The 26,393-nt window shown below is 69.2% G+C and carries 26 protein-coding genes and 3 tRNA genes; 17 read left to right on the top strand and 12 right to left on the bottom strand.

Annotated elements, in window-relative coordinates; translation table 11 throughout:
• Positions 1-12: 12 nt before the first annotated feature.
• Positions 13-2,136, top strand: a complete 2,124-nt coding sequence (locus tag VKQ35_RS17025; RefSeq protein ID WP_324363751.1) for a S9 family peptidase — start codon at positions 13-15, stop codon at positions 2,134-2,136.
• Between the two features lie 38 nt (positions 2,137-2,174).
• On the opposite strand, the gene VKQ35_RS17020 is transcribed toward VKQ35_RS17025, so the two are convergent.
• Entirely contained in the window at positions 2,175-2,870 is a 696-nt protein-coding gene (locus tag VKQ35_RS17020) for a TonB family protein (RefSeq protein ID WP_324363748.1), read from the bottom strand.
• A gap of 207 nt (positions 2,871-3,077) precedes the next feature.
• Between VKQ35_RS17020 and VKQ35_RS17015 the strand changes: the two genes are divergently transcribed.
• From VKQ35_RS17015 to VKQ35_RS17000, 4 genes are all read left to right on the top strand, one after another.
• Entirely contained in the window at positions 3,078-4,853 is a 1,776-nt protein-coding gene (locus VKQ35_RS17015; RefSeq protein WP_324363746.1) for a hypothetical protein, read from the top strand.
• 61 nt (positions 4,854-4,914) lie between these two features.
• Positions 4,915-5,442, top strand: coding sequence for a sigma-70 family RNA polymerase sigma factor (locus tag VKQ35_RS17010; protein ID WP_324363744.1), 528 nt, complete (start codon positions 4,915-4,917; stop codon positions 5,440-5,442).
• A complete protein-coding gene (locus tag VKQ35_RS17005; RefSeq protein WP_324363743.1) occupies positions 5,439-6,014 on the top strand; it encodes a hypothetical protein in 576 nt (191 codons plus the stop codon). The genes VKQ35_RS17010 and VKQ35_RS17005 overlap by 4 nt, the downstream gene beginning before the upstream one ends.
• 91 nt (positions 6,015-6,105) lie before the next feature.
• Complete coding sequence (locus tag VKQ35_RS17000) at positions 6,106-6,936, top strand: transglycosylase SLT domain-containing protein (protein ID WP_324363741.1); 831 nt, start codon at positions 6,106-6,108, stop codon at positions 6,934-6,936.
• A gap of 164 nt (positions 6,937-7,100) precedes the next feature.
• Here the strand turns inward: VKQ35_RS17000 and VKQ35_RS16995 are convergent, their stop codons facing one another.
• The 3 genes from VKQ35_RS16995 to VKQ35_RS16985 form a co-directional block, all read right to left on the bottom strand.
• Entirely contained in the window at positions 7,101-8,297 is a 1,197-nt protein-coding gene (locus tag VKQ35_RS16995; protein WP_324363739.1) for a CoA transferase, read from the bottom strand.
• A gap of 340 nt (positions 8,298-8,637) precedes the next feature.
• Positions 8,638-9,507 (bottom strand): ice-binding family protein, encoded by an 870-nt coding sequence (locus VKQ35_RS16990; protein WP_324363737.1) that lies wholly within the window; start codon positions 9,505-9,507, stop codon positions 8,638-8,640.
• Between the two features lie 373 nt (positions 9,508-9,880).
• Positions 9,881-10,255 (bottom strand): response regulator transcription factor, encoded by a 375-nt coding sequence (locus VKQ35_RS16985; RefSeq protein ID WP_324363735.1) that lies wholly within the window; start codon positions 10,253-10,255, stop codon positions 9,881-9,883.
• Between the two features lie 283 nt (positions 10,256-10,538).
• On the opposite strand from VKQ35_RS16985, the gene VKQ35_RS16980 reads away from it, so the two are divergent.
• The 3 genes from VKQ35_RS16980 to VKQ35_RS16970 all read left to right on the top strand — a co-directional run bounded on the left by VKQ35_RS16980 (position 10,539) and on the right by VKQ35_RS16970 (position 13,208).
• The gene (locus tag VKQ35_RS16980) at positions 10,539-11,687 is read left to right on the top strand and encodes a DUF2336 domain-containing protein (RefSeq protein ID WP_324363733.1); all 1,149 of its coding nucleotides are present in this window, start codon (positions 10,539-10,541) and stop codon (positions 11,685-11,687) included.
• Between the two features lie 64 nt (positions 11,688-11,751).
• Positions 11,752-12,549, top strand: coding sequence for an NUDIX hydrolase (locus VKQ35_RS16975; protein WP_324363731.1), 798 nt, complete (start codon positions 11,752-11,754; stop codon positions 12,547-12,549).
• A gap of 89 nt (positions 12,550-12,638) precedes the next feature.
• Positions 12,639-13,208, top strand: a complete 570-nt coding sequence (locus tag VKQ35_RS16970; RefSeq protein ID WP_324363729.1) for a GIN domain-containing protein — start codon at positions 12,639-12,641, stop codon at positions 13,206-13,208.
• A gap of 185 nt (positions 13,209-13,393) precedes the next feature.
• Here VKQ35_RS16970 and VKQ35_RS16965 read toward each other — a convergent pair whose 3' ends face one another.
• The 3 genes from VKQ35_RS16965 to VKQ35_RS16955 form a co-directional block, all read right to left on the bottom strand.
• The gene (locus VKQ35_RS16965) at positions 13,394-13,855 is read right to left on the bottom strand and encodes an Hpt domain-containing protein (RefSeq protein WP_324363728.1); all 462 of its coding nucleotides are present in this window, start codon (positions 13,853-13,855) and stop codon (positions 13,394-13,396) included.
• Between the two features lie 132 nt (positions 13,856-13,987).
• A complete protein-coding gene (locus VKQ35_RS16960) occupies positions 13,988-14,755 on the bottom strand; it encodes an NAD kinase (RefSeq protein WP_324363859.1) in 768 nt (255 codons plus the stop codon).
• Between the two features lie 51 nt (positions 14,756-14,806).
• The gene (locus VKQ35_RS16955; protein ID WP_324363726.1) at positions 14,807-15,913 is read right to left on the bottom strand and encodes a DUF2336 domain-containing protein; all 1,107 of its coding nucleotides are present in this window, start codon (positions 15,911-15,913) and stop codon (positions 14,807-14,809) included.
• Positions 15,914-16,091: 178 nt separating this feature from the next.
• Between VKQ35_RS16955 and VKQ35_RS16950 the strand changes: the two genes are divergently transcribed.
• The gene (locus tag VKQ35_RS16950) at positions 16,092-16,865 is read left to right on the top strand and encodes a class II aldolase/adducin family protein (RefSeq protein ID WP_324363724.1); all 774 of its coding nucleotides are present in this window, start codon (positions 16,092-16,094) and stop codon (positions 16,863-16,865) included.
• 259 nt (positions 16,866-17,124) lie between these two features.
• Here the strand turns inward: VKQ35_RS16950 and VKQ35_RS16945 are convergent, their stop codons facing one another.
• The 3 genes from VKQ35_RS16945 to VKQ35_RS16935 all read right to left on the bottom strand — a co-directional run bounded on the left by VKQ35_RS16945 (position 17,125) and on the right by VKQ35_RS16935 (position 18,318).
• The gene (locus tag VKQ35_RS16945; protein WP_324363722.1) at positions 17,125-17,625 is read right to left on the bottom strand and encodes a cytochrome c family protein; all 501 of its coding nucleotides are present in this window, start codon (positions 17,623-17,625) and stop codon (positions 17,125-17,127) included.
• Positions 17,626-17,689: 64 nt separating this feature from the next.
• Positions 17,690-18,142, bottom strand: coding sequence for a YaiI/YqxD family protein (locus VKQ35_RS16940; RefSeq protein ID WP_324363857.1), 453 nt, complete (start codon positions 18,140-18,142; stop codon positions 17,690-17,692).
• Positions 18,143-18,242: 100 nt separating this feature from the next.
• A tRNA-Thr gene (locus VKQ35_RS16935) sits at positions 18,243-18,318 on the bottom strand.
• A gap of 161 nt (positions 18,319-18,479) precedes the next feature.
• Here VKQ35_RS16935 and VKQ35_RS16930 point away from each other — a divergent pair.
• The 5 genes from VKQ35_RS16930 (at position 18,480) to metG (ending at position 24,348) form a co-directional block, all read left to right on the top strand.
• A complete protein-coding gene (locus VKQ35_RS16930; RefSeq protein ID WP_324363721.1) occupies positions 18,480-19,166 on the top strand; it encodes a DUF6134 family protein in 687 nt (228 codons plus the stop codon).
• 105 nt (positions 19,167-19,271) lie between these two features.
• Complete coding sequence (locus VKQ35_RS16925; protein WP_324363855.1) at positions 19,272-20,675, top strand: amidase; 1,404 nt, start codon at positions 19,272-19,274, stop codon at positions 20,673-20,675.
• Positions 20,676-20,920: 245 nt separating this feature from the next.
• Positions 20,921-22,012, top strand: a complete 1,092-nt coding sequence (locus tag VKQ35_RS16920; protein WP_324363719.1) for a PEPxxWA-CTERM sorting domain-containing protein — start codon at positions 20,921-20,923, stop codon at positions 22,010-22,012.
• A gap of 89 nt (positions 22,013-22,101) precedes the next feature.
• The gene (locus tag VKQ35_RS16915) at positions 22,102-22,458 is read left to right on the top strand and encodes a DMT family protein (RefSeq protein WP_324363717.1); all 357 of its coding nucleotides are present in this window, start codon (positions 22,102-22,104) and stop codon (positions 22,456-22,458) included.
• A 75-nt stretch (positions 22,459-22,533) separates the two neighbouring features.
• Complete coding sequence (metG, locus tag VKQ35_RS16910) at positions 22,534-24,348, top strand: methionine--tRNA ligase (RefSeq protein ID WP_324363715.1); 1,815 nt, start codon at positions 22,534-22,536, stop codon at positions 24,346-24,348.
• A 3-nt stretch (positions 24,349-24,351) separates the two neighbouring features.
• Here metG and VKQ35_RS16905 read toward each other — a convergent pair whose 3' ends face one another.
• Together VKQ35_RS16905 and rlmB are read right to left on the bottom strand one after the other, a co-directional pair.
• The gene (locus tag VKQ35_RS16905) at positions 24,352-25,074 is read right to left on the bottom strand and encodes a TerC family protein (RefSeq protein WP_324363713.1); all 723 of its coding nucleotides are present in this window, start codon (positions 25,072-25,074) and stop codon (positions 24,352-24,354) included.
• Positions 25,071-25,883: a 23S rRNA (guanosine(2251)-2'-O)-methyltransferase RlmB gene (gene rlmB, locus VKQ35_RS16900; RefSeq protein ID WP_324363712.1), complete on the bottom strand. Its 813-nt coding sequence runs from the start codon at positions 25,881-25,883 to the stop codon at positions 25,071-25,073. Before rlmB ends, VKQ35_RS16905 begins: the two co-directional genes overlap by 4 nt.
• A gap of 134 nt (positions 25,884-26,017) precedes the next feature.
• Between rlmB and VKQ35_RS16895 the strand changes: the two genes are divergently transcribed.
• The 3 genes from VKQ35_RS16895 to VKQ35_RS16885 form a co-directional block, all read left to right on the top strand.
• Positions 26,018-26,103, top strand: a tRNA-Tyr gene (locus VKQ35_RS16895).
• A gap of 37 nt (positions 26,104-26,140) precedes the next feature.
• Positions 26,141-26,214: transfer RNA gene (locus VKQ35_RS16890), tRNA-Gly, on the top strand.
• Positions 26,215-26,252: 38 nt separating this feature from the next.
• On the top strand, positions 26,253-26,393 hold a 141-nt coding region (locus VKQ35_RS16885; protein WP_324363853.1), incomplete at its 3' end, for a GTP-binding protein.

Raw genomic sequence — 26,393 nt, 5'->3', positions numbered from 1 at the left:
GGGAACAAGAAGATGCGTGGATATCTTGCGGCGGTTTCGGCCGCGGCGCTGTTGTGGGCGCCGGCCGCCCGGGCGGCGGATGGCTTCAGCGTCGCCGACGCCATCGCCTATCCCTTCACGCTGGGCCTGGTGAGCGCGCAGAAGGCCGACGTCATCGCCTGGGTGCGGGTGGAGAAGGGCGTGCGCAACGTCTGGGCGGCGTCCGGCCCGGCGTTCACGCCCAGGCAGGTGACGCAGTTCACCCAGGACGATGGCCAGGAGCTGACCCAGCTCACCTTCTCCCCGGATGGCAAGACGCTGGTCTTCGTGCGCGGCGGCGACCATGACGCCAACTGGCCGGCCGCCGGCAACCTGGCGCCCGATCCGGCGGAGGGGACCGAGCAGCCGAAGGTCACCCTGTGGCTCGCCGACCCGACGGGCGGCAAGCCCGCCGCGAAGATCGCCGAGGGCGACGAGCCGGCGGTCTCCGTCCGGGGCGAACTCGCCTATGTGAAGGAGGGCGCGGTCTGGACCGCCAAGCTGGACGGCACGGCCGCTAAGAAACTGTTCTTCGACCGCGGCAAGGACAGCGAGCTCGCCTGGTCGCCGGACGGCGGCAAGCTCGCGTTTTCCTCGGCGCGCGACGGCGACCATGGGTTTATCGGGGTGTTTTCCGGCGAAGCGCAGCCGCTGGAATGGCTGGCGCCCTCGACCGGCGTCGACCGCGAACCGGTCTGGGCGCCGGACGGCAAGGCCATCGCCTTCACGCGTCAGCCGGGCCGGGGCGGCGAGCCCGGGCCGATCCTTGAGCGCCAGCCGCGGCCCTGGTCGATCTGGACGGCCGAGGTGGCGACCGGCGCCGGCAAGCGGGTCTGGAAGAGCGGCGAGGACCTGCACGGCTCCTATCCCAACGTCGCGGGGCAGGCGAACCTGGCCTGGTCGGGCAATGGCAAGCTGGTCTTCCTGTCGGAAGCCGACAACTGGCCTCATCTGTATTCGATCCCCGCCGCCGGCGGCGAGGCGAAGCTGCTGACGCCCGGCGCCTTCATGGTCGAGCACGTCGCCATGGCCCGCGACGGCAGATCGATCATCTATTCCGCCAACACCGGCAAGGATCCCGACGACAACCAGCGCCGCCACCTCTATCGCGCCAGCTTCGACGGCGGCCCGCCGATGGTGCTGAGTAGCGGCACGGCGATCGAATGGAGTCCCGCGGCGCTGTCCACCGGTGTGGCCTTCATCAAGGCCGACGCCAAGAACCCGCCGGTGGTCGACGTCATGACGGCCTACAGCGCGGCTGCCCGCCAGCTGGAGGGCCAGACCCCGCCGCCGGAGTTCGCCGGCGCGAGGTTCGTGGTTCCGAAGAAGGTGACGTGGAAGGCGCCGGACGGCCTGACCATCGAGGGCCAGTTGTTCCAGGCGCCGGGCGTCAGGAACCAGCCCGGGGTGATCTTCGTCCACGGCGGGCCGCCCCGGCAGATGATGCTGGGCTGGTCCTACATGGACTACTATTCGAACAGCTACGCGATGAACCAGTACCTGGCGGCGCACGGCTTCACCGTGCTGTCGGTGAACTATCGCCTGGGCATCGGTTACGGCTGGGATTTCCAGCACGCCGAGCATGGCGGCGCGGCCGGGTCGTCGGAGTACCAGGACGTGGCGTCCGGCGCGCGGTTCCTGCAGGCGGTCCCCGGCGTCGACGCCAAGCGGATCGGCATCTGGGGCGGCTCCTACGGCGGCCTGCTGACCGCGCTCGGCCTGGCGCGCAACTCCGACATCTTCAAGGCCGGCGTCGACTTCCACGGGGTCCACGACTGGTCACGCACGGTGGCCCGCCAGTACGGGGCGCGCAGCGACCGCTACGAGAAGGGCGATCTCGACAAGGCGCTGGAGACGGCCTTCAAGGCCTCGCCCGACGCCGACATCGCCAGCTGGACCTCGCCGGTGCTGCTGGTCCAGGGCGACGACGACCGCAACGTCCACTTCGCCGAGACCATCGACCTGGCGCGCCGGCTGCAGAAGAAGGGCGTGGACTTCGAGGAACTGGTGATCCCCGACGAGATCCACGGCTTCCTGCGCTACGACTCCTGGCTGAAGGCGGACACCGCGACGGCGGAGTATCTGACGCGGAAGCTGGGCGCCGCGGCTGGCAAATAGCCGCGACGCCCAGCCCCGGGGGACCGTGGACGGTCAGGTCACTTCAGGGCGAACCGGATTGGGATATTGACGGTCGCGCCATCCACGGCCTGGCCGTCCATGGTCTGCGGGCTCATGCGGAAGAAGCGGGCGAGCTTCAGGGCGGCGGGGCCGAAGCCGGCCTCGACGGGGGTTTCGGCGGCGACCTGGCAGTCGCGCACCGCGCCGCTGGCCGTGACCGCGCAGGTGAGGGTGGCCACGCCGCTCAGGCCCATGCGCTGGGCGCGGTCCGGATAGACGTTGGCCATCTCCTCGCCGGTCGGCTTGCGGATCCAGGTCGGGCTGCGCAGGTCGTGGCGGACGGAGGGCGGCGGATCGAGGGGCGGCGGCTGAAGGGGGGTGATGGCCTCGGCGACCTTGAAGCTGTCGGGCGCGGTGCGGGAGGGCGGCGGATCGACCGGCAGGGTGGCGATCGGCGGCGGATCGCCGATCGTGGGCGGGTGCAGCACGATCTTGGGCTTCTCGACCGGCTGCGGCGGCTCGGGCTTTACCGGGTGGAACATGTCGATGACCACAGGCGGCGTCTCGTCCGGTTGGGTCAGGTGCGGCGGGCTGAACTTCGCGTAGGCGAGATAGCCGGCGACCGCGAGGTGCAGGGCGATCGAAATGCCGATCGCAGGCCGCAGATGCGGCGGGATGCGGTTGGTCGGTCCGCGCGCCTCGAAGCCGAAGGGGATGACCTGACGGATGACCATGCCTTGCTCCCTGACGTCGCCCGGGTTCATGTCTCGGGCGAGAAATAATTTACATTCGTGATATTCACCTGAAAACTACAGCTGTCAATCACGCTGTTTCCGCCTCTCGATCTCGTGATGACCAGAGGGGGCGGCCCGCTGGTCCGGTCCCGTTCATGTTGAATAAGTGATGTTGTCGACGCCGCGTTTGGAACGGCGAAGCTTGTGATGGGTTTCAGCACTATGTCGTACCGCCACATCCTCCTGACCGCCGCCGCCACGAGCCTGATGCTCGCCGCGTGCAACCAGCAATCCGCCGCGCCCGCCACCGGCGCGCCGATCGCCAGCCTGCCGCTGGCTGATGCGACGCCGCCGCCGGAAACGCCGGCCCCCTACGCCAATGCGCTGCCGGCGGCGCCGCCGATCCGGCGCGTGTCGACCCCGCCGCGTCCGGTCTACAGCTATATCGACGACGCCTATCTCGTGGGCGACACCCTGGGCGACAGCCCGCCGGACTACACCGTCGACTATGAGGGCGTTCGGCCCTGGGTGTGGCGCACCAACGGCGGCGACTACCGCGTGGTCGAGGACACGCCCGACGGCGAGCGGAGCTACTACTACCGCGGCGACGGCGACTATCCGTACCTGATCCAGGACCCGCAGTACGCCTATGCCTATGACAACGGCGGCGAGCTGGTGGAGGTCTACGACCACTACGGCCGGCCCTATCCGAACTATGCCGGCGCCCTGCTGGAGATCGCCGCGCGCTATCTGGATCGCGGCCGCCACCTGCACTATGCGGCGATCCACGACCAGCGTCAGGCGGCCTACGCGTCCGACTGGCGCGCGCGCCGCGACATCGTGCTCGCCCCGCAGCGGCAGTGGGCGACGGCGCAGCAAAGCAATCCCGACTGGCGGCGCGTCCACGACGAGCGCGTCCAGCAACAGCAGCCGCAGCTGGCGGCCTTCCAGCAGGAACGCGCCCAGCGGCAGGCCTATGCGAGCCGGCTCGCGCCGGTGATCGCCGCCGCGCCGCAGGTCCCGCCGCGCCGTGAGGGCGCGCCGCCAGCCGGCCCCGGCTTCGGCGGCGACCGCGGTCAGCCGGGCTTCAACGCCCAAAATCGCGATGTGGGCCGCGAGCAGGCCGCCCAGCAGCAGATCCAGGCCAACACCGCCGCCCGCGTCCAGGCGCAGGCTCAAGCCCAGGCCCAGGCTGGCGCGCAACAGCGCGCCCAAGCCGAGGCGGCGCAGCGCCAGCAGGCGCAGGTGCAAGCTCAGGCTCAGGCGCACGATCAGCAGCAGCGGGCTCAGGCCGAGGCGGCTCAGCGTCAGCAACAACAGCAGGCCCAAGCCCAGGCTCAGGCCCGGGCGCAGCAGGTGCAGGCCGGGCAGCGCGCCCAGGCCGAGGCCGCTCAGCGCGGGCAGGCGCTGATCCAGGCTCAGGCCCACGATCAGCAACAGCGGGCTCAGGCCGACGCGGCTCAGCGTCAGCAGCAACAGCAGGCCCAGGCCCAGGCCCAGGCCCGGGCGCAGCAGGTGCAGGCCGGGCAGCGCGCCCAGGCCGAGGCGGCTCAGCGCGGGCAGGCGCTGATCCAGGCTCAGGCCCGCGATCAGCAACAGCGGGCTCAAGCCGACGCGGCTCAGCGTCAGCAGCAGCAGGCCCAGGCCCAGGCGGCGCAGCAGCACCAGCAGCAAGCCCAGGCCCAGGCTCAGGCGGCTCAGCAGCATCAGCAGCAGGCGGCGGCTCAGGCCCAGGCGGCGCAGCAGCATCAGCAGCAGGCTCAGGCCGCCGCGGCGGCGCAGCACCAGCAGGAGGCCGCCGCCCACGCCGCGGAGGCTCAGCAGCACGCCCAGCAGGCCGCCGCGCAACAGGCGCAGGCCGCGCAGCATGCCCAAGCCGCCGCCGCGCAGCAGCACGCCGCTCAGGCCGCCGCCCAGGCTGCCGCGCAGAAGCCGCACCCGCAGCCGCAGACGGAAAAGAAGCCCGATCAGCAGAAGCAATAGGGCTCGGCTGTAAGTTTTCCCGCGCCCGTTCGACTATCTGTTCGAACGGGCGGGGACGGCGTTGGACGAAGCGGCTGGACAGGACGAGCGCTACACGGCCGCCGCCGCGGAATTCGGCGGCGCGATCGAGCGCTTGGCGCGGGCCTACGAGGCCGACGCCGATCCGCGCCGCGACCTGATCCAGGACATCCACGTGGCGCTCTGGCGCAGCCTGGGCGCCTTCGACGGCCGCTGCTCGCTGCGCACCTGGGTCTACCGCGTGGCCCACAACACCGCCGCCAGCCACGTCCAGAAGCGCCGCCGCTCGCGGCCCGAGCGCGGCGCGACGTTGGAGGCCCTGTCCGACATCGCCGACGCCGACGACCCCGAGGCCGCGGCCGGCGAGCGCCAGGCGCTGTCCCGGCTAATGGTCATCATTCAGGCGCTGGGTCCGCCCGACCGGCAGGTGGCGCTGCTCTATCTCGAAGACCTCGACGCCGCCGCCATCGGCGAGATCACCGGCCTCTCGGCCGGGGCGGTGGCGGTGCGCATCCACCGCCTGAAGGCGCTCCTCGCCCGACGGTTCGCAGAAGGGAGCGCCAAGGCATGACCCAGTCTCCCGACGACCACCTGAAGGCCCTCTGGCAGGGGCAGGAGAAGGAAACCCCGACCATGACCGCGATCGCCGTCCGCGCGCTGGCGCGCAACTATGTCGAGAACATGCGCGGCCGCATCTGGCTGGCCTTCACCTTCGGGGTCTTCGAGGTGCTGCTTTTCGGTCTCCAAGCCTGGCGGGCGCCAAACGGCTTCATGCGGGCCGGCGACGTGATCATGATGGCCGGCGGCGTGTGGATGATCTGGCGGATTATCGCCAAGCGGCCCGGACGGTTGCCCCCGCCCGAGGCGTCGATCGCCACGCTGATCGACTTCCACCGCGCCGAGCTGGAGCGCCAGCCGACCAACGCGTCGTGGATGGCGGTGACCGCCGCGCCGATCTTTGCTGGGATGTTGGTTGTCGTGGTCGGCATGCAAAAGGCCCGGCCGAATATGAGCTTGGCGAACGTCGCGCCATTTCTCAGCCTGATCATTGTCTGGTGGATCTGGGCGTTCGTCCTGCAGAAGCGCCAGGCGAAGCGGCGGGCCGAACAGATCGCCGAGATGGATCAGCTGCGGCGGGGTTAAGGTGTGAGCAGCGAAGCGCCAGCCAAACCCTGACGGCTCTTCGTCGGTATGGTTAGCGGCGCATTAACCACGATCGTTCAGACCTGATGGCATGGCCGCGATCGAGGGCATCAAGGGAGTCGTTGAGGGCGCGATCCAGCGCGCTTCCCAGGCGACGGGAGTCGATTTCTCGTTCCTGATGAAGACGGCCCATCGCGAGAGCGGCCTTAATCCCAATGCCAAGTCGGGATCGTCCTCCGCGGCCGGCCTCTTCCAGTTCGTGGGCCAGACCTGGCTGTCGACGCTGAAGGCGCACGGCGCCAAGCACGGCTACGCCCGTTACGCCGACCTGATCCAGAAGGGTTCCGACGGCCAGTACCATGTGTCCGGCGGCTCCGAGGCGCATCGCGCGGTGATGGACCTGCGCCTGGATCCGCACGCCGCCTCGATGATGGCCGGTGAGATGACCTCCGACTCGGCGGCCTATCTGAAGGGCCGCACGGGCCGCAGCCCCACGGCCGGCGAACTCTACGCCGCCCATTTCCTGGGGCCGCAAGGCTCGGCCAAGCTGATCGAAGCGGCTGAAAAGCACCCCGGCGCGACGGCCGCTCACCTGTTCCCCGACGCCGCCCACGCCAACAAGGCGATCTTCTATCCGGGCGGCCAGGCGGCGACGGTCGGCCAGGTCTACGCCAACCTCACCAAGACCGCCGGCTCTGCGGCGCCGATCGATCCCGCGCCCGCCGCGCCGTCGGAAGACGGCGGTTTCATCCAGTACGCCTCGGCCCGCTCCGCCGACCACCGCCTGCAGCAGGAAGAGCTGATCTCGCTGATCCTCAAGGGCGGCCAGGTCTCCGACCAGCTGGGGCCCGGCGCGCGCCTGACCGGCTCGCTGTTCACCAGCGAGATGCTCAAGGTGCTGTCGGAAGCCCGGAAGAGCTGATCCTCCCCCAGCGCGCAGCGCGATTGAGGGGGAGGTGGCGCGAAGCGCCAGAGGGGGTTTCACCCGCCGAGTCCGCGACAGCCGACATCCCCGACGCTGGAGATGTAACCCCCTCAGTCAGTCTGCGCTGACAGCTCCCCCTAAGGGGAGCATCTAGCGGCGCTCTAAGCCGCCGCCTCGGCCGCGAACATCGCCGCGATCTCGCCCTCGGAATAGCCGATCTCGCCCAGCACCTCTTTTGTGTGCTCGCCCAGGCGCGGCGCGCGCGGGCGAGGGGCCTGCGGCTCGCCGGGGAAGACGGCGGGGCTGGCGGGAGAGCGGTAGGTGCCGCCATTGCCGTCGTCGACCTCCACGAAGGCGCCGGCGGCGGCGACCTGGGGATCGGCGTCCACGTCGGCCGGCGTCTGGAACGGCGCCCAGACGAGGTCGGCTTCGTCCAGACGGCGTGCGATCTCCTCGAAGGGCAGGGCCGCGAAGGCGGCCTCCAGCTCGACGGCGAGCTCGCGGGCGTTGGCGCGGCGCTCCTTGCCGGTGGCGAAGCGCGGATCGGTGACCAGGTCCGGCCGCCCGGCGACGCCCAGGAACTTCTCCCAGCCGCCGGAGCCGCCGCGCGGGTTGTGCACGAACCAGCGGCCATCGGCGCTCTTGAAGTGGTTGGCGACCGCGTTGATCGGGTTTTCCCGCGGGCGGATCGAGGCCACGCGCCCGAGCTTCAGCTGCACCGCCAGGTCCGACCCCCAGAGATAGACGCCGGTGGCCAGCAGCGAGGTCTGCACCATGCGCCCGACGCCCGTCCGCTCGCGCTCGTAGAGGGCGGCCAGGATCGCCGAGACGGTGGCGAGCGAGGTCGAGTGGTCGCCCATGCCCGAGGTGCGCATGAACGGCTCCACGCCCTTGGGCGCGGTCATGTAGCCGATGCCCGAGCGGGCCCAGAAGGCGGTGACGTCGAAGCCCGGCAGGTGGGCGTCGGGCCCCTCCAGGCCGTAACCGGTGATCACGGCGTAGACCAGCCTGGGGTTCGCCTGGCGCAGCGTCGCCTCGTCCAGGCCGTACTTCTTCAGCGATACCGGCCGGGTGTTGGTCAGGAACACGTCGGCGGTCTCAGCCAGCTTCGCCAGCGCGTCGCGGCCCGCGGGCTTGGTGATGTCCAGCACGATCCCGCGCTTGCCGCGGTTGTCGAGCTCGAAGGTCGGGTTGGCGCCGATGTCGTTCTTCAGGTCGGCGAACACGTGGCGCATGCTGTCGCCCTCGCGCCGCTCGACCTTGATCACGTCTGCGCCCCAGTCGCCCAGGATGGCGGCGGCGCCGGGCCCGGCGATGTAGGCGGTGAAATCGACGACCTTCAGGCCCTTGAGCAGCACGCGTTAGGTCTCCCGCTTTTGCCGCCATGCTAAAGCATCCCGCCCGGCCCAAGGGAAGAAGCTATGGGACCGGCGATCAAGGTCCGACAGCATCGTAAGATCTGAGGCGCCGGCCATTGCAGGAGGCCAAGGTCCGAACGGCAAGGTTCTCCACTGGCCCTGACATCGGTTCTTCGCGCAGAACCCAATTGCCGGGTTCGACCCATAGCGGGCGTTGAACGCCAAAACCCCCATAACCACGAAACGAGAGCGTGGCCGTCGAGGCCCGTTCCGAATGCGGACCTTCAGCGGCCTGCCAGGCCGCCGTTGTGGAGATCGCTCACTGGGCCCGCGCGCCGGCTTATACGGTCGCCTTCGCCCGGCGACGAAGGGCCGCGCCGGCCAGGCCGAAGCCGCCGACCATCAACGACCACGCCGCCGGCTCGGGAATCCCGCCGCCTGCGGTCTCGTCGAGGCCGGCGAATCCGTGGCTGCCGAAGTCCGTGGCTCCGGACCCGAGGGCGCCGCGGCCGGCGCAGTTCGAGGAAATGGCGTTGTTGTCCATCGTCACGGCGGCGTTCAGCGCGATGGCCCGCCCGCAGAGGATCGTCGCGCCCGTGTTCAAGGTGATGCTCTGATCGGCCAGGATGTTCCCGGCGAAGGCCGTGCCTGTGCCCAGCGTCGCCGAGCTGCCGACCTCCCAGAAGAGTCCGCTGCCCGGGCCGCCGTTCAGCACAGAGACCGACGATCCGTTCTCGGTCGTCAAGGTCGAGCCGATCTGGAAGACGAACGATCCGCCCGGGTCGCTGGCGAAGTCGAGGACCAGGCCCCCGGTGAGCAGGGCGGACGAGTCGAAGGTGTAGACACCGGGGGCGAGCACGCCGACCGAGCCCAGGTCGAACCCGGTCAGGTCGGTGGTGGAGTGCAGCGCCGCGAGCGTGGCGAACCCGGTCGCAGCATCGGTCTGCGCCTGCTTCGCGACGGCGTCGGTCTGGTGGGTGGCGCCGTCCAGGATGATGGTTCCGGCGCCGGTGATCGAGGAGCCCGGATAGACGCCCAAGTCGCCGGAGATGGTCGTGGCGCCGGTATTGGTCACCGCCGACGCGCCGAGTACGGCGAAGGCGTCGGCCGATCCGAGGATTTCGGCGGCGGAGGCGGGCGCCGCGATCCCGAGGATCAGCGCGCACGGCGCCGCGAACGCCCACTGGCGCAGGTTAGACCGGATTGTCATCGATAGGCTCCGCCTCATCGTGGCCGCGCGGCAGGGAGCCGGGGATCCACGGTTCGTAACGCTTGCTCTGCAGGATTCACGCTTCGCGGCCGGCAGTCGGCGAACGAAGGCCTAACCCCAGGTTGCGCACTGCATGGTTGTGACGTCAACCAAACGCACGGCTTGCGGGTTCACGTTTCCGTTGCTGGCGCGAGGCGCGATTGGAAATTTCTCACGCGCGTGCTTGGCGACGGCTCACCCGAGCCTTGTGGGTCCCTTGACGGAGAATTCCCCATGCAAGGCCTTCTAGGCCTGCGCGCCCATCGCCACGGCGGCGGCCAGCCCGAACCCGACCGCGGCTATGGCGAGCACCAGCAGGCGCCAGAGGTCGGGGTTAAGCGGCTTCAAGGCGGATCACCCGGGCGAGCGCGTCGGCGACCTGCTCCGGGCGGAACGGTTTGGCGATGAATTCCGAGTCGGTCACGCCGTTGAACTCGTGCCGCGGGTCGGCGGCGGCGGAGATGAACACCACCGGCAGATGGGGCGAGAAGGCCCGGGCGTAGCGCGCGACATCGACGCCGTCGGGGCCGGGCCCCAAGTCGATGTCGGTCAGCAGGGCGAGCAGGCGGTCGTGCCGATCGATGACTTCGAACGCCGCCTGTCCGCAGTAAACAGGCCTAACATCGTAGCCGCCTTCAATCAGAAATTCGCACAGACCCTGGTTCATGATGAAGTCATCTTCGACGATCAGAATTCTATTGATATTCATTGCTTTTCATCCCGTAGTTTATGACAACTCCTGGATGGCATAATGTTTCCATGCAACCTGCAATTATTATAATTTGGACCGTGAATACTTGTTCAATTATTGTCGGGGACCTGTCTGAATTGAGGCGGCGGGGTCCGCTGGCGGGCCGGAGATCCTCCCCATGCCTGAGGCGGCGGCGTCCACAGATTCGATCCCTAACCCGCCGTTAAGCATGATCACAGAAACTCAGACTCGTGGGATTTGACGAGCCAAGGGTGGCTCCACAGGCCCACTCAGGGGCACTATGGCGACGACACGCTCAGCGCTGACGGAAGAGGACATCCGCACGCTGGTGAGGGGTGTGAGCGCCGACGAGCGCGCCGCCGCCGCCTACAAGCTCTGCCGCACGATCGAGGCGACGCCGCTGTCGGACCAGGACCGGGAGACGGCCGCCGAAATCCTGCGGGTCATGGCCGCCGACGCCGCCGAGCTGGTCCGCCGCGCGCTCGCCGTGACCCTGAAGGAATCCCCGCTGGTGCCGCGCGACGTGGCGCTGAAGCTGGCGCGGGATGTCGAAACGATTTCCCTGCCGCTGCTCAACTTCTCGCCGGTGTTCCTGGATTCCGACCTGGCGGACATCGTCCGCCTCGGCGGCCCGGTGCGCCAATTGGCCATCGCGCGCCGGCCCAGGCTCTCGCGCACCGTCACCGACTCCATCGCCGAGCATGGCGGCGAACGGGCCGTGGCCGCGGCCTGCGCCAACGACAACGCCGACTTCGCCGAGAGCGCGCTGCAGCAGGTGATGGCGCGCTTCGAGACCCACGAGAAGGTGCTGGCCGCGGTCGCCTACCGCAACGTGCTGCCGCTCTCGGTGGCCGAAAAGCTGGTGACCCTGGTCGGCGACCAGCTGCGCGACCACCTGATCGCCCACCACGCCGTGGCGGCCGAGCTGGCGCTGAACCTGGCGGTGGGCGCCACCGAGCGGGCGACCGTCGACCTGGTCGACCAGGCGGGCCGCGCCGCCGACGTGAAGGCCTTCGCGGCGCACCTGTCCGACGAGGGGCGGCTGACCGCCTCGCTGCTGCTGCGCGCCATCGCCCAGGGGCACATGACCTTCTTCGAGTGGGGCGTGGCCGAGCTCGCCGGCGTGCCGCACCACCGCACCTGGCTGATGATCCACGACGCGGGGCCGCTCGGCCTGCGGGCGATCTACGAGCGCGCCGGCCTGCCCGCGCGCCTGTTCCCGGCCTTCCGCGCGGCGGTCGATACCTATCACGCCATGGAATACGACGGCGGCGCGCGCGATCTGGAGCGCTTCCAGCAGCACATGCTCGAGCGGTTCCTGACCCAGCCGCAGACCGCCGCCCGCGAGGACGTCGACTACCTGCTCGACAAGATGGACCAGCTGTCGGGCGAGGCCCGGTCAGGGATCTCGGCCGTCGAAAGCGCCTAGCGCCCGATCGGGCCAAGGCGACCGCGCGCTTGCGCAAGCGGTAGGCGCGTCCCAAGCTCGCGCCATGTCCGAAAAGCCCGCCCCCCAAGCGCCTTCTGGCGAGATCAAGCCCGCCGCCACCATCCTGCTGCTGCGTGACGAGCCCACCTTCGAGGTGCTGATGGTCAAGCGGCACCACCAGATCGACTTCGCGTCGGGCGCCCTGGTGTTTCCGGGCGGCAAGAGCCACGCGGGCGACCACGATCCCAACTGGGAAATCCATACCGTCGGCTGGGAGGCCTATGACGCCGACCAGCGCGCCATGCGCATCGCGGCGATCCGCGAGGTGTTCGAGGAGGCCGGCATCCTGCTCGCCCGCCGCCGCGACGGTCTGCCGATGAGCGGCGAGGCCTGTCCCATGGCGGTCCGCCAGGCGGTGGACGCCGGCGCGACGCGGTTCATCGACGTCGTGTCGCGCCTCGACGCCTATCTGGACCTCGACGCGCTGACGGTGTTCGCCCGCTGGATCACCCCGCCCTTGACGCCCAAGCGCTTCGACACCTGGTTCTACGCGGTGACCGCGCCGGCCGAGCAGCTGGCGGCCTGCGACGGGCGCGAGACGGTGGACGCCGAATGGATCGCGCCTTCCGAGGCGCTGCGGCTGGCCGCGGCCGGCGAGCGCAAGGTGATCTTCCCCACGCGCATGAACCTGCAGCTGCTGGCCGAAGCGAGCGGCGCCCAGGATGCGGTGGCGCGCGCGGCGGCCCGCAAGCTGGTCACGGTGCAGCCGCAGATCCAGCAGCGGGACGGCGGTCGCGTGCTCGTGCTGCCGCCGGACGCCGGCTATGGCGCGGTCGCCGAGCCGTTGGAAAACGTCATGTGACGACCGCCTGCGGCCAAGCATGACCAAAGCTTAAGTTGTGCCGGCGCGGCGCGGCTGGTGTCCTTGGGGAGAACCGAAGGAAGTCATCCATGCGCCTTGCCATTTTCGCCGCCGCTGCCGCTGCCCTGGCCATCGCGCCCGGCATCGCCTCCGCCCAGACCGTCGAACAGGTCGGCAAATTCACCGGCGTCGAGCTGCATGGCGGCGGGACGATCACCATCCGCCAGGGGCCTGCCCAGCGCGTGACCCTGGTCCGCGGCGATCCGGCCGAGGCGCGCTTCGAGGTCGACAGCCGCGGGCATCTGATCGCCAGCCCCTGCCGTGGGAGCTGCTGGGGAATCCGTCACTTCGACGTGGAGATCGAGACGCCGGACCTGAACGAAGTCGCCATCTACGGCGGCGGGCATATCTCGGCGAAGGGCGCCTTCCCGGCGACCGGCGCCATGTCCGCGGAGATTCACGGCGGCGGCGACATCGACGTGAGGGACGTGCCGGCGCAGGCGACTTCGGCCGCCATCCACGGCGGCGGCAAGATCTTCGTCTCGGCGCAGAACCGCCTGGAAGCGGCCATCCACGGCGGCGGCGCGATCCACTACGTGGGCCACCCGACGGTCAATTCAGAGATTCACGGCGGCGGATCGATCTCGCCGATCCAATAGCGGCGTTTCCCTTTTTGACCGTCATTCCCGGGCTCGTCCCGGGAACCCATGATCGCAGGCGCTGCAGGCAGATCAGGGGCGCGGCCACGGCTTTCACCCTGGCTCGGAGTTCATAGGTTCCCGGCACCAGGCCGGGGATGACGAACAGAATGATGGAACGACAAAGGGCTCGTTAGGTCTTCAGCCTAGGCGGCCATCGCCTTCACGCGGCGTTCCAGCTCTTCGACCAGGACGCGGCCGACCGGGTGTTCGTCGGACTTGATGTCGTCGCGGACGGCGGCCTTGATCGCGTCGATGTGGGCGTCGACCAGTTCCAGCGGCGTCGAGGCGCGCTTTTCCTTGTCGTCGATCATCCGGCAGAGCGAGCCGGCGATGCGGGTGATCAGCTGATAGCCGTAGGTCGTGCCCAGGCCCTTCAGGTCATGGGCGCGCAGGTAGAGGTTTTCCATGCTCTCGGCGGTGATGCCGTCGGTCTTCACCTGTTGGCGCGCGCCTTCGAGCTTGACGATCTCGTCGTTCAGCCACTGGGAGAAGTTGCTGGCCAGGCTCTTGAGAGCCGCCTCGGCCTTGGCGATCGCGGCCGGATCGATCATGCCCAGACGACCGCCGCCGACCTTCAGGCGCAGCGCGTTGTTCGGCTGGATCATTTGACCGGAATTCTGTTGGCTCACGGGACGCCCTCCAGGTGACTACATCCCTGTTACAGGCAACCCGTTAATAACCGGTGAGAAGCAACCCACAGTATTGTCACGGTTTCCGAACGATACCGCGTGGGCTCATCAAGCGGAGAATTGCTCGGCCAGCACCCGTTCCTCGAGACTGCGGCCCTCGTCGAACAGCATGTGCAGGGCGACGCTGCGGTCCTCGGCGATGTGCACATCCATGACGTCGCGCACCTCGATATTGTCGGCCACCGCGCTCACCGGCCGCTTGCTGGCCTCCAGCACCTCGAAGGTCACCTTGGCGGTGTGGGAGAGGAGCGCGCCCCGCCAGCGCCGGGGCCGGAACGCGCTGATCGGGGTCAGCGCCAGGACGTGGGCGTCCAGGGGAATGATCGGGCCGTGCGCCGAGAGATTGTAGGCGGTCGAGCCGGCCGGCGTGGAGACCAGGGCGCCGTCGCAGGAAAGCTCGCCCAGCCGCAGTTTGCCGTCGATCGACACGCGCAGCTTGGCCGCCTGGCGGGTCTGGCGCAGCAGCGAGACCTCGTTGATGGCCAGCGCCACGTGGCTCTTGCCGTGGACGTCGGTGGCGGTCATGCGCAGCGGATAGATCGCCGCCTTCTCCGCCGCGGCGATGCGCTCCACCAGGCCGAACTCACTGTAGTCGTTCATCAAAAATCCGACCGAGCCGCGGTTCATGCCATAGATCGGCAGGCCGCGCTCCATGTGGTCGTGGAAGCATTCCAGCATGAAGCCGTCGCCGCCCAGCGCGACGATGACCTCGGCCTCCTCGACCGGGGTGTCGCCATAGCGGGTGGCGAGGCGGGCGCGGCCCTCCTGCGCTTCGGGGCGTTCGCTGGCGGTGAAGGCGATGCGCGTCACGGAAATAGGCCCTGGCTGTGCTCGTCAGCGCCAGAAGCAGTCAAGCTTTCGAGCTTGTCAAACCGAGAGCGCGGCCTGCCGGAAAGCGGTCGCGGCGACCTCGGCGCTGACCGGACCGAAGGCGCCGATGGCGCGGCGCGCGCCATCGACCCCGCCGCCGGGACGCCCGGCGTTCAGCCCACGGATCATCTCCAGGATCGAGGGGAAGACGCTGCGGTCGATGCCGATGGCGGCGCAGGCGAGGCCCAAAAGTTCGGGGCGGTCGCTGTCGATCACCCGCTGCACGTGGCCGGTTTCGAAGCGGCCAAGGGTCGCCAACGCCACGGTGAACAGCGAGAGCCGGCCTTCCTGCAGGGCGCGAACCAGGTAGCCCGGGCGCAGCTGGCCGGCGGCGTGCAGCTTTTCGATGAGGCGTTCTTCCATGGCCTCGCGCTCGCCGTCGCGCGCCATGATCACCGCGCCGTGGCCGGTGGGCGCGCCGACGTGGGATTCCTGGACCGATTGAGCGAGCGCGGCCTCGATCTGCTTGGGGTCCAGCCGGAAGCGCTCGGCGAGCGACTGGCGAAGCGCCTGGCCGACCCAGACGTAGAGCTGCAAGGCCAGGTCGTCGGTCAGCCTGGGATGGCGCGACAGCGGCATGCGCAGGGCCGCGATCTGGCGGGCGGACTCGACCAGCTGCTTCATGTCGGCGGGCCCGAGCTCGGCGGAAGGATTGCCGGCCAGCGCGGCCATCACGGCGGGCTCGGCGGCCTGAAGAATGGCGGCGACGACGCTGGGCCCCAGGTTCGGGCGGCGCGCGACCTCGATCTGATGCTCGACCGTGGCCTCGACCAGCAGGCGGATCAGGTCGGGATCCTTCAGCAGGGGGCTGGCGGCGATCACCGGCCGCGCGATCTCGATCTCGTCCAGCGCCAGCACATTGATCAGCGCCGGCGGCGCCCATTCGGCCGTCGACAGCTTCTCGGCCAGGCGCTTGCGGATATCGCGCTCGGCCTGGGCCACGAGCCCCAGGAAGATCGAATTCAGCAGGGCGTGAATCTGCGGCGAGACCTTGGCCGCGTCGCCGTCGCCGGCGTCGCAGAGTTCCACAATGCCCAGCAGCAATCGCTCGCGGTCCGCGGGGACGCGGCTCTTGGCGAGTTCCAGCAGGCTTTCGCTGCTCATCGCGACGCTCAAGCCTGCCCCTCCGTTCTGTAGGTTTGGCTTCAAGCCTGACCATATGGCCGGAGGGGGTGAAAACATGTTTAAGCCGTCGAAAGGCTTACCGGCGCCGGCCGCGCCAACTTGACGCGGTCGCCCGCGGAGCGGACTCTAGGGCGTTCAATAGGATCAGGAGAGACCCATGGCGGATGGATCGGTTGCCGGCGTCGCGGCCCTGAAGGGCAAGGTCAGCGCCGAGGAGTGGCAGGCCCGCGTGGATCTCGCCGCCCTCTATCGGCTGGTGGCGCTCTACGGCTGGGACGACCTGATCTACACCCACATCTCCGCCCGCATCCCGGGACCGGAGCATCATTTCCTGATCAATCCCTACGGCATGCTGTTCGAGGAGATCACGGCCTCCTCGCTGGTGAAGATCGATCTGGACGGCAACATCCTCCAGGAGACGCCCTATTTCATCAATCCGGCGGGCTTCACGATCCACTCGGCGATCCATGCCAACCGCGAGGACGCGCATTTCGTCATGCACCTGCATTCCGACGACGGGGTGGCGGTGGCCGCGCAGGCCCAGGGGCTGATGCCGATCTCGCAGCACGCGCTGATCGTGCTGCCCAGGCTCGCCTACCACGACTACGAGGGCATCGCGCTGAACCACGACGAGCGCGAGCGCCTGGTCGCCGACATCGGCGACAAGACCCTGATGCTGCTGCGCAACCACGGCACGCTCGCCGTCGGCGACACCGCCGCCAACTGCTGGGTCGGGATGTATTATCTGGAGCGCGCCTGCACCATGCAGGTGAAGGCGCTGAGCGGCGGCGCGGAAGGCATCCGGATCGCGCCTGAGGCCTCGCAGGCCGAGGTCCGCAGTCAGGTCGGCGATCGCGGCATCGGCGGGGCGCTCGCCTGGCCGGGCAGCCTGCGCAAGCTCGACCGCGAACTGCCGGGTTACGACTCCTAGCGTTCGGTCCCGCCTCGCGACCCCCGCACGAAAAGGGCCTCCCCCGTCGCCGGGAGAGGCCCAAAGGTAGCGCGCCAGGAGGACGTGGGGGACGTCGTGCCTATTTCGCGCAAGACCGGCGCAAATGGGGTTGCGCCGGGTGGGGCGCTGCCTGGATCCAGGGTCGAGCCTGACCAAGCGGCGCAGTAAGAATGCGCGCTTAAGGCCTACCCGTCAAGGTTGAGTGAACGGGATTCACTCTACCGGCCTGGTCAGGACCCTAGGGTTTGAAGCCGGTCATCACCATCAGATAGGCGATCGCGTCGGTGCGGTCCTTGGGGTCCTTCATGCCGGCGAAGGTCATCTTGGTGCCGGGCAGCGCGGCCTTCGGATCGGTGATCCAGGTGTCGACGCGCGCCGCGTCCCAGGTCCAGCCGCTCGCCTTCAGGACGTCGGAATATTTGAAGTCGGGCGAGGCGGCGGCCTTGCGTCCGAAGACCCCGTGCAGGTTGGGGCCGGTCATGTTCGGACCGCCCTGCACCACGGTGTGGCAGGTCGAGCAGAGGGCGAACTTGGATTCGCCGTTGGAAAGGTCGGCGGTGTTGTAGGGCGCGGGCAGGGCGGCCTGCGCCTTGGCCTTGTCGGCGTCGCTCATCGGCGTCGGCGCGGCGGTCGAGGCGGACTGATCGGCGGCCGGCGGCGGGCTCGCCGACTTGTTGCAGCCGGACAGGGCCGCGGCGGTGAGCGCCAGGGCGGTGAGCGTCAAACCGGGATGGCGCATGGACGAAAGGTCTCCTCGAAGCGGCAGGGCCACGCCATACCCGCGCAGGGCGGTCTTGGGCAAGCTAGCGCCGCTTGCGCCGCTCGCGGTTCACCGCCTCGTCCAGCGCCTGCAGGAAGCGCGAGCGGTCGGCGGGCGCAAACGGCTTTGGGCCGCCGGTGATCTCGCCCATCGAGCGGATGTGCTCGGCCACGGCGCGGGAGGCCAGCGCCGAGCCGATGCTGTCGGGCGTGAACAGCCGCCCGTTCGGCGCGATCGGCGTGCCCTGCGCCTTCAGCACCCGGTCGGCCAGCGGGATGTCGTTGGTCACCACGATGTCGCCGGGCGCGCACCGCTGCGCGATCCAGTCGTCGGCGACGTCGGGGCCCGCGTCGACGATCATCCGCTCGATCAGCTTCGACGGCGGAATGGCGATGAAGCTGTTGGAGACCACCGTGGTGGTCAGTCCATAGCGGGCGGCCACCTTGTAGGTCTCGTCCTTCACCGGACAGGCGTCGGCGTCGATGAAGATGCGCATGGCGTTCCGGCGGCCCTCCTTCGCCAAGGCTTCGAAGGGCATCCTGCTTCGCCTTCAATGCCGGGACTTGTCCTGCGAAGCCCGTGAGGGCGAAGCAGGATGGTGCCGGATGCAGGACTCGAACCCGCGACCTTCGGTTTACAAAACCGCTGCTCTACCAGCTGAGCTAATCCGGCGCCTCAGGCGAGGCCTTTAGCCAGGAATGGCGGCGATGTCAGCCACAGGCCGCGAGCGCCCGTATAAGGAACGGTAACGCTGATTGGGCGAACTTGGGTTGCTAGGGGGCTGGGCGCGGTCTAGCTCTCACGGTGAAGCTGGGTTTGGGGAGGGCTGTCGAATGACGTCTTTTGATCGTCGCACTTTGATTGCGGGCGCCATCGCCGCCGCGGGCGCGGCGAGTCTGCCGCGCGCCTCGGCCGCCGCGGCGGCCCCGGCGATTCCGCTGCCGGCCGGCAGCGCCCTGCATTTCGACGTCTACCGCAATGGCAAGCCGTTCGGGAAATACCAGACGCTCTTCAATGTCGTCGGCAACGTCATGACCATCACCTCCGACGTGGCCATGAGCATGAAGATCGCCAACATGACGGTCTTCGACTACCAGCATCACTGCGAGGAGATCTGGCGCGACGGCCGCTTCGCCGAGATGCGCAGCCACAGCCTGCGCGACAAGGGCAAGACCGAGGCCGACACGGTCACCGCCGTCCGTGGCGACTTCGACATCCGGGTCACCACCAATAAGGGCCCGCTTTCCATACCGATCGAAGCCAATCCCCTGACCCACTGGAACCAATCGACCCTGCAGGGGAAACTCTTCAACCCGCAGGATGGCCTGCTGCTCGACCTGTCGGCGCATCCCATGGGCCGGGACGCGGTGACCATCGCCAAGGGAAGCCAGATCACCGCCAACCATTGGGCCCTGCGCGGCGCCCAAACCCTGGACGAATGGTACGACGACGGCGGCATCTGGGCGGGGCTGAAGGCCATCTTCCCCGACAAGTCGATCATCGAGTACCGCCGGGTCTGATTTATCGCCGCCCGCGCCGCGGAGGGCCGCCGGACGCAAGGCCGGGGTTGGTTCGCGCGCGGCCCTGTGCTTTGCCTTGAGGTCTGAGCATCCGGGGTGATCCGCATGGACTTCGACGACTATCGCCGCCACGACGCCGTGGGCCTGGCCGAGCTGGTGGCGCGCCGCGAGGTGAGCGCCGGCGAACTGCTGGACGCGGCGACCGCGCGGATGGCGCAGGTCAATCCGCAGATCAACGCGGTCACCCTGGACCTGACCGGGCGCGCGCGGGGCGAGACCCACGCCTCCGGCGCGCTGGGCGGGGTCCCGTTCCTCTTGAAGGACCTGGGCGCCTCGCTGGCCGGGACGGTGACCAGCATGGGCTCGCGGCTGTTCTCGCAGGTGACGGCCGACGCCGACAGCGCCCTGACCACGGCCTACAAGGCGGCCGGCCTGACCATCTTCGGCAAGACCAACACCCCGGAGTTCGGCCTCTGGCCCTTCACCGAGTCCGAATACCTCGGCGTCTGCCGCAATCCCTGGGACCTGTCGCGCACGCCGGGCGGCTCGTCGGGCGGCGCGGCCGCGGCGGTGGCGGCGGGGATCGTGCCCGCGGCGCACGCCAGCGACGGCGGCGGCTCGATCCGCACGCCCGCGTCCTGCTGCGGTCTCTTCGGCATGAAGCCGTCGCGCGGCCGAGTGTCGTTCGCGCCGGCGGGCGAGGGCTGGGCCGGCGCCTCGATCCAGCATGCGGTCACCCGCTCGGTGCGCGACTCGGCGGTGCTGCTCGACGTCAGCTGCCGCCCGCAGCCCGGCGATCCCTATTTCCTGCCGGCGCCCGAGCGGCCCTTCGCCGAAGAGGCGGCGCGCGAGCCCGGCCGGCTGAAGATCGCGGTCTTCGCCGGCGCCATGCAGGCCCCGGGCATCGACCCGGAATGCGAGGCGGCGGTGCGCGAGACGGCGCGGCTTTGCGAAAGCCTCGGCCACGATGTGGAGGAGGCGACGATTCCCGGCGATGTGGCCGCCATGCAGGCCGCCGCCGGGGCGGTGATCTCCGCGAGTATTGCCGCTAATCTCGATTCGGAAGCCGACCGGCGGGGCAGGGCCATCGAAACCGGCGAAATCGAGGCCATTACCTTCGCGACGTATCGCCGCGGCGGCGCCGTTACTGCCGCGGCCTATGTGCGCGGCCTGCAGGCGCTGCACGCCTACACGCGCGCGGAGGCGAAATTGTTCGAGACCTACGACGTTCTGCTGCTCTCGACGCTGGGCAGTCCGGCCATTCCGATCGGCTCGGTCCTGGCCGACGCCAAACAGATCACAGAGCGGCTGTTCGCCTTCATGCCCAATACCCAAGCCTTTAATAATACAGGACAACCGGCGATGACCGTGCCGCTGGCCTGGAGCAAGTCAGGCCTGCCGATCGGCCTGCAGTTCGTGGCGCGCATGGGGGCGGAGGCGACGCTCTTCCGGCTGGCCGGGCAGCTCGAACAGGCCCGCCCGTGGTTCGACCGGGTCGCTCCCCTGTAAGGGGAATTCGATCCCTGGCATTCCCCTCTGGCGGGAAATATTTCGGCGTGAAACAAGGTTAATTTTGGTAAAAATGAGCAATTTGAAGCTCATCTGAAGTCTAGCATAATCGCCGTATAATTGAATTTTTCCCCTTTCTGCACGACACTTGCAGCGTGCGCGCCATGGTTCCGACCCGTTCCAGAACGAGACACGCGAAGCGTCTCTTAGCCACCGTCTTTGCGACCTTCGTCGCGGCCGGCGCCATGGCCTATTCGACGGGCGGCAGCCAGCATCCCCACCAGGACGAAGCGCCCCACAACACCCAGTACGCGAGCAACGGCGGCGGCGGCGGCGCCGACACGGTCCTCGAGACCCAGCAGACCGAAGGCCAGGGCAGCGATGGCGGCTCCAGCGGTGGCGGTGCCAGCGGCGGCGGCGCCGGTGGCGGGTCCCAGACTGTGACGCCTGACGCGCCGCATGGCGCCTACGGCCCGGGCGACGGCCACGACAGCGGCGGCTCCAGCGGCTTCATGCCGAACGGCGAGAACGGGCTGATGACGCTTGCCGCCTACGCCGCCGGACCGGCTGGCCATGGCGCCAACCGCATGGACAACAGCGATCACGCGCCGGGCGCCCCGCCGACCGGCGGCGATGGCGGACAGACCGGCGGTGCGGGAGGGCCCGGCGGCGGCCCCGCGGCCGGCGGCTCGACCCAGGTGGCTGACGCCGGCAGCTCCGCTGGCGGCGGCTCAGGCGGCGGCTTCGGCTTTGGCGGCGGGGGCGGCGGTTCCGGCTCGTTCGGCGGCGGCATTGGCGGATTCGGCGGCGGCGGCGGTATCGGCGGCTCGACAGGGGGGTCGAGCGGCGGTTCGACCGGCGGCGTGGACGGCCCCGGCGGTGGTTCCACCGATCCCGGCCTGCCGGGCTCCGGACCGACCGGCGGCGGCCCGACGACCCCTGGCCTGCCGGGCGGCGGTCCGATCGGCGGCCCAACCCCTGGCGGCCCCACCCCCGGCGGCCCGATCTCCGGCGGCGGGACGATTCCCGGCTTCAGCTTCCCGAACCCCGGCGGTCCGACGGACGGCGGCGGCAAGATCTGCGTCGTCAGCCTGCTGACGAGCTGCGGTCAGGCGCCCGCAGAGACCGGCGGCGGCCAGAATCCGGTCACGCCCGGCGGCGGCGGGACCGGCGGCGATCTGCCCGATCCCGGCCCAGGCGATCCCCCCGGTCCTCCGCCGGGCGGCGGCGATGTCGCCGGCGGCGTGCCGGAACCGGCCAGCTGGCTGCTGATGATCCTGGGCTTCGGCGCGCTCGGAACCGCGGTGCGCGGCCAGCGCCGCAAGGCCGCGGCCTGACGGCCTGGACTGAGTTCGCCGCGCGGCTGGCGTGATCCGGCGGGGCAGGGGATGCTTGGCGAAGCCTTGCGTTTCCGGAGCTTCCGCCGATGTCCCCAACCTGGACCGCCGTCCTGCCGATCCTGCTGCTGGTCGCGTCGAACGTCTTCATGACCTTCGCCTGGTACGGCCAGCTCAGGGTTGAGCATCGGGCCATGTGGCTGATCGTGCTGATCAGCTGGGGCATCGCCTTCTTTGAATACTGCCTGGCCGTGCCGGCCAACCGCATCGGCCGCCTCGTCTACGACCCCGCTGAGCTGAAGGCGATGCAGGAGGTGATCACGCTGGCCGTCTTCGCGGTCTTCTCGATCCTGTGGCTGAAGGAGCCGGTGACGATCAACCATGCGGTCGGCTTCGCCTTCATCGCGCTGGGCGCCTTCTTCGTCTTCAAGGGCCCGTTTCACTGATTTCGCAAAGCCGGGCTTTGGCGAACAGGGCGGCCAGCCTATAAGCCGCGCCTTCTCCTCATTTCGAGAGCCGTCATGTCCCGCATCCTGATCACGTCCGCGCTGCCCTACGCCGCCGGCGCCAAGCATCTCGGGAACCTGGCGGGCTCCATGCTGCCGGCCGACGTCTACGCGCGGTTCCAGCGTTCGCGCGGCCGCGAAACCCTCTACATCTGCGCCACCGACGAGCATGGCACGCCCGCGGAGCTGGCCGCCGCCGACGCCGGGATGGCCGTGTCGGAGTTCTGCGCCCAAGCGCATACCAAGCTTCACGCCATCGGCCGCGGCTTTGGCCTGTCGTTCGACCATTTCGGCCGCTCGTCCTCGCCCCAGAACCACAGGCTGACCCAGCGGTTCGCGCAGCAACTGTGGGAGGCCGGCTTCATCGAGGAGCGGGTGACTCAGCAGGTCTACTCCAACGCCGACAAGCGCTTCCTGCCGGACCGCTACGTGATCGGCACCTGCCCGCACTGCGGCTACGAGGCGGCGCGCGGCGACCAGTGCGAGAACTGCACCCGCGTGCTGGACCCCGCCGACCTGATCCATCCGCGGTCGGCGATCTCGGGGTCGACGGAGATCGAGATCCGCGATTCCAAGCACCTGTTCCTTCGCCAGAGCCTGTTCGCCGGCAAGCTTCGGACCTGGATCGAGGCCAAGCGCGACCGCTGGCCGCTGCTGGTCACCTCGATCGCGCTCAAGTGGCTGGACGAGGGCCTGCAGGACCGCGGCATCACCCGCGACCTGGAGTGGGGCGTGCCGGTCAACGCCTTCGAATGGGGCCCCAACCCGGACGGCCAGACGCCGGACATCGAGGGCCTGGCGGGCAAGGTGTTCTACGTCTGGTTCGACGCGCCCATCGAATACATCGCCGCCACCTGGGAATGGGCCGACGCACAGGCCGCCGAAGCGGGCCGCGACCCGCCCGCGGACGAGGCCTGGGAGCGCTGGTGGCGCCAGCCCGCGGCGGCCGACGTCACCTATGTGGAGTTCATGGGGAAGGACAATGTGCCGTTCCACACGGTCGGTTTCCCCTGCACCCTGTTCGGGATCAACGAGACGCTGGCTTCCGACGGGACCTTCACGCCGTCGAACAACGCGCCCTGGAAGCTGGTCGATCAGCTCAAGGGATTGAACTGGCTCAACTATTACGGCGGAAAGTTCTCGACCTCGCAGAAGCGCGGCGTGTTCATGGACCAGGCGCTGGACCTGTTGCCGGCGGACTACTGGCGCTGGTGGCTGACTGCCAACATGCCGGAGAGCGCCGACAGCTCGTTCACCTGGGAGCAGTTCCAGGACCAGACCAACGCTGACCTGGCCGACGTGCTCGGCAACTTCGTCAATCGCATCCTGAAGTTCACCGAGACGCGTTTTGATGGCGCCGTTCCGGCGGGTGGGCTCGATGGGCCGCTGGAGGCCAGGCTGGACGCCGATGTGCTCGCCAAACTGCGCGAGCTCACCGAGAATCTGGAGAGCCGCGAGTTCCGCAAGGCCTGCGCCTCGCTGCGCCAGCTCTGGGTGCTGGGCAACGGCTATTTGACCGAGGCCGCGCCCTGGACCGCGCTGAAGACCGATCCGGAGCGGGCGGCGGTGGCCGTGCGCACAGGGCTGAACCTGGTGGCCCTGTTCGCCAGGGTCTCCGAACCCTTCATTCCGTTCGCGTCGGAGACCGTGGCGCTGTCGGTCGGCGAGGCCTTCCCGGGCCGGTGGCCGAGCCTCGACGGCAGCCGGGTCCTCGACATCCTGCCGCCCGGCCGCGCGGTGAAGGCGCCCGACGTGCTCTTCCGCAAGGTCGAGGATGCGCAGGTCGCCGAATGGCGCGAACGGTTCGGCGGCCCGGAAGGCGCGGCCTAGGCGCTACTGCGCCTTACGCTTCACCACCTCGGAGGGGTGGATGTCGAGCGCGTCGGGCATGGCGCGGTTGTACAGATGCGTCTGGCCGGTATCGATGGCCACCGTTCGCGTGCCGTCCCAGATCATGTGGCCGGCCACCCAGATGACGATCACCAGGCCGATGTAGCCGATCCAGCGGAAGCGGTGCAGCAGCTTGGCGATCCAGCTGGCCGCGAGGCCGGTGATCGTGATCGACAGCAAAAGGCCCACCGCCAGGACGACGAGGTGTCCCTTCGCCGCGGCGGAGACCGCCAGCACATTGTCCAGCGACATGGCCAGGTCGGCGAGCAGGATCTGGCGCAGCGCCTGCGCGAGGGTGGTCGCCGGCGGTCCGTGGGCGGCGATCGCCTCGCCCTCCAGGGCCGCTTCGCCCTCGGCGATCCGCCGCTGGCCCTGTTCGCGCAGGTCGCGCCACATCTTCCAGCAGACCCAGAGCAGGATGAAGCCGCCGGCCAGCGACAGGCCGACGACCTTGAGCAGCTGGGCGGCGATCAGCGCGAAGCCGATCAGCATGACCACCGCGCCGCCCAATCCCAGCACGATAGCCCTGCGGCGCTCGGCCTTGGGCAGGCCGGCCGCGACGATGCCGACCGCCATGGCGTTGTCGCCGGCCAGCGCCAGGTCGATGAATACGACCTGCACAAAGGCCGTGGCGGCGCCGGTCGTCAGAAACTCAGGAAACGTCATGCGGTGCGGGGCCTCGACGCTTCATATAGGGCGACGGCGGCGGCGGCCGAAACGTTCAGGCTCTCGAAACCACCCGGCATGGGGATTTTCGCCAGTTCGTCGCAGTGTTCGGCGACCAGCCGGCGCAGGCCTTCGCCTTCCGAACCCATCACCAGGACCGTGGGCGTCCCGTCGAGCACGTCGCCCAGCGTCCGCTCGGCCTCGCCCGCCAGGCCCACGGCGCGCCAGCCGGCGGCGGTGAGCTCGTCGAGCGCGCGGGAGAGGTTCACCACCCGGGCCACCGGGACCTTGTCCACCGCGCCGGCCGCCGCCTTGGCCAGCGCGCCGGTGAACCGCGGGGCGTGGCGGTCCTGCAGCACCATGCCCACGGCGCCGAAGGCGGCGGCGGAGCGCAACATGGCGCCGACGTTCTGCGGGTCGGTGACGGAATCGAGCATCAGCAGCACCGCGCCGCGCTTCGGCTCGAAGTCGGCGAGGTCGGCGGGCTCCAGCACCGCGCCCCGCACCGCCACGCCCTGGTGGACGGAGCCCTGCGGCAGGCGCTGGGCGATCTGCTGGTTGTCGGCCTGCTGCATGACCGCCTGGCGGCCGAACCGCGCCTCGATCTGGCGGATTCGCTCCGGCGTCGCCAGGATCAGCTCGGCAGGCCCGCGCAGCGGATTGGCCAGCGCCGCCTCCACGGCGTGCCAGCCCCAGATCCAGTCGTCGGCCACCGGCTCCGGACGCCGCGAAAAGTGTCCGTGTGGCCGCTTGTTGCGGCCCCCTCGGAGCCCCTTGCGGGCGTCGTTGCGTTCGGGGTTCGAGGCCACTATAAGACGCGCTCCAAATTGGGGCCCCGGACGGGTTGCCGCCTGTAAGGACCCTGCGATCGGCGGTCTTATGCCGCTCGCAACCTTCAGCGGAAGCCTTTTGTTCGACGGCCTTGAGGTGGCTCCGAGCGCGAGGGGGAATGTCCCGAGCGGCAAAGGGGGGGGACTGTAAATCCCCTGGCGTACGCCTTCGTAGGTTCGAGTCCTACTTCCCCCACCACGCTCGGCGGCCCGAAATTGAGAGAGACTAGTATTTGGCGGGTATAGCTCAGTGGTAGAGCAGCAGCCTTCCAAGCTGAATATGCGGGTTCGATTCCCGCTACCCGCTCCAAGTTACCGTTCCACATGAACCAATGCCGGTAGGATCCGATGGCCAAAGAAAAGTTCGAACGCAATAAGCCGCACTGCAACATTGGCACGATCGGCCACGTTGACCACGGCAAGACGACGCTGACGGCGGCGATCACCTACACGCTGGCCAAGACCGGCGGTGCGAAGTCGATGAGCTAT

Source organism: Phenylobacterium sp., from assembly GCF_035309685.1.
GTDB lineage: Bacteria > Pseudomonadota > Alphaproteobacteria > Caulobacterales > Caulobacteraceae > Phenylobacterium.
This window is presented reverse-complemented; position numbering and strand designations above follow the sequence as displayed.